This window comes from Streptomyces sp. NPDC002536 (genome assembly GCF_053594995.1).
This window is the reverse complement of record NZ_JBSFWU010000191.1, coordinates 1-6,896: the sequence shown is the minus strand read 5'-3', so window position 1 is coordinate 6,896 and position 6,896 is coordinate 1. Positions and strand designations below refer to the sequence as shown.

Below are 6,896 nucleotides of genomic sequence, written 5' to 3'. Positions count from 1 at the left end.
CTGTCATCACGTAGAATTCCTCCCATGGCCAGGTGGGAGCCGAACGCACGCGGACGGCTGGCAACAGCCGCGTTGGAGCTCTACAGCGAGCGCGGTTTCGAGCAGACCACCGTGGCGGAGATCGCCCAACGGGCCGGGCTCACCGAGCGGACCTTCTTCCGTCACTACGCCGACAAGCGCGAGGTGCTGTTCGCCGGAGCCCCCGCGATGCGGGAGCTCTTCGTGCAGGCTGTCGCCGACGCCCCGCGGTCCGCAGCACTGGTCGACGTGCTGCTGGCGGGGTTTGACGCGGTCTGCGAGATGTTCGCCGGCCGGCGCGAGGTCGCACGCCGGCGGCAGAGCGTGATCACGGCGAACGCGCATCTCCAGGAGCGCGAGCTGATCAAGCTCGCCAGGCTGTCGGCCGCACTCACCGAAGCCCTGCACCGGCGCGGCGTCACCGAGCCGACCGCGACCCTGACCGCCGAGGCGGGCATCGTCGTCTTCAAAGTCGGCTTCGAACGCTGGATCGCACCGGACGAACAGCGCGAGATGCCGCAACTGATGCGCGAGACACTGGACGAGCTCAGGGCCCTGGCCACGGGCAACCAATGAGCGGAGGCGAGGCGAGCAGGCCGAGCCGCGGGGCTGACGCGGTGGGCCGGCGACCAGGTGCTCGCGCCGTCGGGACGGCCGTCACGGGGTGGCCGGGCCAGGCGAGTTGGGCAACACTCACGTCCGCATAGGCGGGCCTTGACGAGGAGTGAGCAACGTGGCTGAGCGTCGACAGCAGAGGGAAGCCGCATCAGCCGCCGACTTGGGCGGGCAGAGCATTGACGGCGGTTTCGATGTCATCGTGTGCGGCGCTGGCCCGGCCGGTTCGACGGTCGCGGGGATGCTTGCCGCTGACGAGGACCTGCGGGTGCTGCTCCTGGAGGCGGGCCCCGACGACGCCGACGAGCGGGTGTCCGACCCCGACCGGTGGCTCGAGAATCTCGGCAGCGAACGCGACTGGGGCTACGTGACCGAGCCGGGCGCCCGGATCGACCACCGGCGCCTGCCGTACTCGATGGGCCGGGGGCTCGGCGGCGGTTCGAGCATCAATGCCGGGGCCTGGTCGCGCGGCCATCGACACGACTGGGAGGACCTCGCCGCACGCTGCGGGGACCCCCGGTGGGGCTACCGTTCGACGCTCGGCGTCTACCGCGAGCTGGAGACCTGGCGCGGCGAGCCCGACCCCGAACGGCGGGGCACCGCAGGGCCGATGCACATCCAGCCCGCGCAGCCGTTGCACCCGTTCTTCTCGGCGATGCTGGCGGGGGCCGAGTCGGCGGGGCTCGACCGCTACGACAGCCCGAACGGGGAACTCGCAGAGCGGGGCAGTGGCTGCGCCGTCCGGGACGAGTTCGCCGAGGACGGCAAGCGGCGCTCGCCCTACCGTGCGCTGGTCGCTCCACGGCGACACCAGCGCAACCTGACGGTGCTCACACGGACGCTGGTCACCCGGGTCGTGTTCGAGCGCAACCGCGCGGTCGGTGTCGAGGCCGTGTCGGAGGGCCGCCTCGTCCGCTTCCGCGCCACGCGCGAAGTGGTGCTCAGCCTCGGGGCGGTACAGACACCCAAGATCCTCATGCAGTCGGGCATCGGGCCTGCCCGGCACCTCGAGTCGCTCGGCATCGGCGTCCTCCAGGATCTGCCCGGTGTGGGCGCCAACCTCGACGACCACCTGCTGTTCGGCTGCGTATGGGAGACCGGCGCGCGGGAGATGCCCCCGCCGACGCGCGCCCAGGCCGTGTGCTTCTGGGGTACCGACGGCCACGCCGAGTCGCCGAAGTTCTTCATGTACGCCGGTGCGATCGCGTTCATGAGCCCGGAAGCGGAGGCACGGTACGGCAGGCCGGAGTCCGCCTTCACCCTCCTGCCCGGCATGCGCCTGCGGTCGCGCGGATCGGTCCGGCTCGCCGATGCCGACCCGGCGAGCGCTCCCGTGATCGAGACCGGCTACTTCGACGAGCCCGACGACCTCCGTGACGCCGTCGAGGCGTACCGGTTCGCCGAGGAGATCGCCCACGCGGAGGCGATGCGCCCCTACCGCGGCTCCCGGGCGATCCCCGGGGGTGGCTCCGACGCCGAGGTCGCCGCCTACATCCGCACGGCGGCCACCACGTACTGGCATCAGTGCGGAACGGCCCGGATCGGCACTGACGGCGACGCTGTCGTCGATGCCGAGCTGCGTGTCAGGGGCGTGGAGAACCTGCGCGTCGCCGATGCATCGGTGCTGCCCCGTGTGACCTCCGGGAACACCATGGCCCCGTGCGTGGTCGTCGGACACCGTGCGGCCGGCCTCATCCGCGGTTGAGTGCCGGGGTCGGGGCCGGGGCGATGTGCGCGTCATGGCCCGGGCGGTTCCCGAGCGGGGCAGTCCGTTGACGACCAGGCAGGGCGGTTGAGGAAGACGCCGATCAGTCCGGCGGATTCGGCGCGGTGGGTGCTCACGACTCCTCGGTGCCGGCCTGCGTACGGCCTGGGGTATCCGCGTCAACGATCTGCCAACCTTTTGGCAACACCGGAGCGTGATGGTGGTCCTGCGCACTTCGGCGCACCGATCGTCCGGCAGGCCACACGGTCCATCGGATCCCCCCAGGAGCACCACCATGAAACTCACCGCTTTCAAGCGGCGGACCGCCCGCACGCTCGCCGTCCTCGGCGCCACCGCCGCAGCGGCCGGCCTCGTCGGCACCGGCCAGGCCTACGCCGTCACCCCCCACCAGCTCAAGCTGTGCAACAACTCCGGCCCGGCGCCGCAGGGAGCCGTCGCGGTCCAGGTGCACCTCACGGACCGGCAGGCCTACACCAACGTGGTCAAGTCCGGCACGTGTACCACGTTCAACCTGACCGGCAACGGCGGCGAGCACGGCGCCATCTGGGTCATACCCCAGTGGAATTGCGACTCCTCCGTTCCGACCTGCTTCGGGTGGGTGCCGAAGGACGGGGAGACCAGCGGCCGCAGCATCGGCATTTGGGACCCCAAGGGCACGGACATCACGCTCACCAGCCCCTACACGTACACCCAGAAGTAGCCCCGGTCACCCCGCAGGCTGCGGGCTCATACGGGTCGGCGCCCCTGAGAGCGCCCCTCGCCCGCTGATCCACGAAGATCCGCCGGACAGGCCCCGGCACTGCAACCGCACTGCCCGGCCTCGCAGCACATCGGGCCGTCCGGCATTCCGTCCCCCACCGTTCCGGCGGAGCCCGCTGACGCCGTCCCGGCTCGCTCACGAGGCAAGCTCACGCTTGGCCTTGGCCGGCTCGGCGGCCTGCGGCAGGAGGTCCAGCCGGTGGTGTTCTTCGCGTACGGCTCGCCTGCGCAGAACACCACCGGCCCACCGCCCAAGAAGTTGACCGATTACCCGGCGCTCTCTCGGGTGAGGAACTCGTCGATGGCTGTCGCGATCTCCTCGGCGTGGGTCTCCAGGGCGAAGTGGCCGGTGTCGAGGAGGCGGACGACGGCGTTGGGGAGGTCGCGCTTGAACGCCTCGGCGCCGGCGGGCAGGAAGAACGGGTCGTTCCTGCCCCATACAGCCAGGAACGGCGGCTGGTGCTGCCGGAAGTACTCCTGGAAGGCCTGGTAGAGCGCGACATTGGTGCGGTAGTCGCCGAAGAGATCCAGTTGAATCTCGTCGGCGCCGGGGCGCGCCAGGTACGCGTCGTCAAGTGTCATGCCGTCCGGGGAGACCGCAGTCGGATCGGCTGTACCGTGCGTGTACTGCCAGCGGGTGGTGCCGGGCGACAGGAAGCTGCGCAGCGCGTCGCGGTTGGCCGGCGACCGGTCCTGCCAGTAGGCACGGATCGGGTCCCAGCCCTCGCTCAGGCCTTCCTCGTAGGCGTTGCCGTTCTGCGAGACGATCGCGGTGATCCGCTCCGGGTGCTTGACCGCTATCCGGAAACCGGTCGGCGCGCCGTAGTCGAAGACGTAGAGCGCGAAGCGGTCCAGGCCGATCACCTCGGTGAAGCGGTCGATGACGCCCGCGATGTGCTCGAAGGTGTAGTCGAAGTCGTTGCGCGGCGGCATGTCGGACTGGCCGAAACCGGGCAGGTCGGGGGCCACGAGGCGGAACCGTCCGGCCAAGCGCGGGATGAGGTCGCGAAACATGTGGCTTGCGCTCGGGAAGCCGTGCAGCAGTAGCAGTGTCGGGGCGTCGGCGGGACCGGCCTCGCGGTAGAAGATGCTCAGGCCGTCGACGTCTGCCGAGCGGTAGGCGATGGAGGTCATGGCACGGAGCGCCGATGGCGGACACCGGAGTCGCTGCTGCTGCCGATCGGGCAGGCGCTGGCGGGGGTCGTCAGCCAGGAGGACTTCACGAACGTCAAGGCCTGCCAGGGGTCGGCCTGCACACTGCTGTTCGCTGACCGTACCCGGAGCCGGGCTCGCCGCTGGTGCAGTATGGCGACCTGCGGCAACCGCGCGAAGCAAGAAGCTCACCGAAGCCGCGCCAAGGCACCACGCTGAGGCCGGCAACCTCCCCTGGAGCACCGCTGGTTCCGTGGCCGCCTGGTGGCCACCGTCCTGGCTCCGTCGGGGCGGGGGGCGACAGCCGTTAGCAGTAAGCCCTTTGAGCGGGCGCTGGACCACCTTCAGGGGCGGTGGTGCAGCCGCGGAAGCAGGGTCGTCCACTCGACGTCGCACTGCAACAGACTGCATCCACAGCATGCTGCGCGAGTCCGAGAACCGATCACCGGCCACGAAAAACCGGGAAGAGTCATCATCCGGACAGGTCTGTTGGCGCCCAGACTGTTTTCAGCGGAACAGGGCAGGCTCCAAGAGCATGGGCTGGATTGATTGTTCCAGGGGGAATCATGCCGGACGGCGAGGCGAACACGGCGCGAGGCAGTGCGGCCCACGGCAGGAGTTCGGAATCCGTAGTCGGCGTAGTCGACCGGGCAACCGACTCCTGCGGGGCCTATAGCGAAGCGCCGCCGACGATGTCCGCGACCTGGCCAGATACCTGAACACCACGGTCGCGCCCACCTGGCGCGTCGGCCGGGACACCGCGCTCCGCGGCGAGGCGGACATCCTGGTGTCCGGTACGCGCCGAAGAGCCGGTTCTCGGCCGCCTGTTGTCGCACGGTAGCGAGGTGATGGCCACCGGCGGCCTGCCGAAGGCCGTCCGGGGCAACGCGCAATGCACTGCGCTCGACAGGATGCTCCAGAACGCCAATCCAGGGCTGTGAACACTGCCTTCCGTCGAATTTGGTCACAGGCACTGGACGGGCCCCGAGTGAGTTCCTTCGTCTTCAAAGACCCCGCGACACTCCCGACAGGCCGTTTGATCTTTGAAGGGATCGGCTCCGTGTACTACGCAGTCCTTGGACCGCTCTGCTTGGTCGCCAACGGTGAGACCCGATCCATAAGGTCCCGTAACTCGTCCGTCATCCTGACCACGCTCCTCGTGAATGTGGGAAACGTCGTCACTGTTGACGACCTCATCAGCGAGGTGTGGGTCCGGCCGCCACGGCGAGCACGCGACGCGATTTACGTGAACATCTCCAAGCTGCGCCAAAAACTTGGCGAGTCGGCACAGGGCAGTGTTTTGCAGAGTCAGTTCCCGGGCTATGTCATGCGGCTCCACGACGAGCAACTCGATCTGCAGTTGTTCCATCGCCATCGGATCGAAGGGCACCGTCTCATGGCGAACGGTGACTACAAGACGGCCGTAGGCGCCTGGAAAGCCGGGCTTTCTCTCTGCCGAGGCACCCCCCTCGGCGGGGTTTACTCGGGGCCGATCCTCGGAAGTTTCAACTCGTGGCTGCAGCAGTCGCGCGCGGACTGCATCGAGCTGACCGCCTGGTCACAGCTTCGCGCAGGCCAGTGCCACTCAGCGATCGACTTCCTCTCCCAGTACGTGACGCAGTATCCGTTGAACGAGATCTTGTACCAGCAGCTCATGCTTGCATTTTATTTGTCGCGCCATCGCGCCCAATCGCTCGGAGTGTTCCAAAGGGCCTGCCGGATACTCGGCGACGAACTCGGTGTCGGTCCCAGCCGGGACCTGCAGATGATGCAGGACATCGTTCTGGCCGACGATTCCGTACGGGCAGAGCACGTACTTTCGTCTGCCGTGGCATCGGAAGTCAACAGCCTGCGACCGTCAGGTGAGCTCTGGTGCCGGAGTACTTCTGCCGGTTAGCGCGCACAACTGGTGGCTGTCGGATCCGACTTGTCGAGTCACTCCGGCGGTGCAACTGCGCCGGCCTCACGGACAGGAAAGGAAGACTGTGCCCGCCTTCCCCCTTCGCGCTGCTCCCATGGCACGGTGAGGACCCCGGACGTGAGCTCGCTGCTGCTCGCCCTCGCCGCCCTCGTCCTCGTCTGCCAGGTGATGGCGGCCCTCGCGCGCCGCCTCGGCCAGCCCTCCGTCGTCGGAGAGATAGTCGGTGGCCTGCTCCTCGGCCCCACCCTGTTCGGGGGCCGGGTCACCGACACGCTCTTCCCGGCCGACACCCGCTCGCTGCTCGGCGCGTTCGCGAACGTCGGTGTGGCGCTGTTCATGTTCCTGGTGGGCCTCGAGTTCGATCCACGTGTCGTGCGTCGGAGCGCGGGCATGATGGGCCGGCTCTGCGCCGGGTCGCTCGTGGTGCCGTTCGGGCTCGGAGCGTTGCTCGCGTTCCGACTGCTCGGCGATCACCCGAGCCGGGAGCCGGTGGTGTTCGTGGTGTTCCTCGGCACGGCCATGGCCGTGACCGCCTTCCCCGTGCTCGCCCGGATCATCGTCTTCGGTCTCGTCGTACCCCGCACCGGGCTGCGGGGGGGGGGGGGGGGGGGCCGGGGAAGACGGGGCACCAGGTTTCCACCCCCATGGGCGAACTGGTGGGTTTCCGGCTGGGGGGGGGGGGGGGCAACCGCCGCGGGGTCAACG

At 69.0% G+C, this 6,896-nt stretch carries 7 protein-coding genes; 6 read left to right on the top strand and 1 reads right to left on the bottom strand.

The annotated features are described in order from the left end of the window. The first annotated feature begins 24 nt into the window (after window positions 1-24). The 3 genes from ACWD4B_RS34785 (at window position 25) to ACWD4B_RS34775 (ending at window position 3,059) form a co-directional block, all read left to right on the top strand. A complete protein-coding gene (locus ACWD4B_RS34785) occupies window positions 25-594 on the top strand; it encodes a TetR family transcriptional regulator (protein ID WP_451424521.1) in 570 nt (189 codons plus the stop codon). A 157-nt stretch (window positions 595-751) separates the two neighbouring features. Then, window positions 752-2,338 carry a GMC family oxidoreductase gene (locus ACWD4B_RS34780; protein ID WP_451424520.1) on the top strand — a complete coding sequence of 529 codons (1,587 nt, stop codon included), beginning with the start codon at window positions 752-754 and terminating at the stop codon, window positions 2,336-2,338. A gap of 295 nt (window positions 2,339-2,633) precedes the next feature. Then, window positions 2,634-3,059, top strand: a complete 426-nt coding sequence (locus tag ACWD4B_RS34775; RefSeq protein ID WP_451424519.1) for a hypothetical protein — start codon at window positions 2,634-2,636, stop codon at window positions 3,057-3,059. A gap of 326 nt (window positions 3,060-3,385) precedes the next feature. On the opposite strand, the gene ACWD4B_RS34770 is transcribed toward ACWD4B_RS34775, so the two are convergent. Continuing rightward, window positions 3,386-4,252, bottom strand: coding sequence for an alpha/beta fold hydrolase (locus tag ACWD4B_RS34770; RefSeq protein ID WP_451424518.1), 867 nt, complete (start codon window positions 4,250-4,252; stop codon window positions 3,386-3,388). A 33-nt stretch (window positions 4,253-4,285) separates the two neighbouring features. Here ACWD4B_RS34770 and ACWD4B_RS34765 point away from each other — a divergent pair, with 33 nt between their 5' ends. The 3 genes from ACWD4B_RS34765 to ACWD4B_RS34755 form a co-directional block, all read left to right on the top strand. Further along, a complete protein-coding gene (locus ACWD4B_RS34765; protein WP_451424522.1) occupies window positions 4,286-4,489 on the top strand; it encodes a CGNR zinc finger domain-containing protein in 204 nt (67 codons plus the stop codon). Window positions 4,490-5,330: 841 nt separating this feature from the next. Continuing rightward, the gene (locus ACWD4B_RS34760) at window positions 5,331-6,167 is read left to right on the top strand and encodes an AfsR/SARP family transcriptional regulator (RefSeq protein WP_451424517.1); all 837 of its coding nucleotides are present in this window, start codon (window positions 5,331-5,333) and stop codon (window positions 6,165-6,167) included. A 141-nt stretch (window positions 6,168-6,308) separates the two neighbouring features. Beyond that, window positions 6,309-6,896 (top strand): cation:proton antiporter domain-containing protein (locus tag ACWD4B_RS34755; RefSeq protein ID WP_451424516.1); only part of this gene is annotated, 588 nt, incomplete at its 3' end.

Coding starts and splice junctions, on each gene's coding strand:
- ACWD4B_RS34785 (WP_451424521.1), top strand. CDS start 25: ATGGCCAGGTGGGAGCCGAACGCACGCGGACGGCTGGCAACAGCCGCG.
- ACWD4B_RS34775 (WP_451424519.1), top strand. CDS start 2,634: ATGAAACTCACCGCTTTCAAGCGGCGGACCGCCCGCACGCTCGCCGTC.
- ACWD4B_RS34770 (WP_451424518.1), bottom strand. CDS start 4,252: ATGACCTCCATCGCCTACCGCTCGGCAGACGTCGACGGCCTGAGCATC.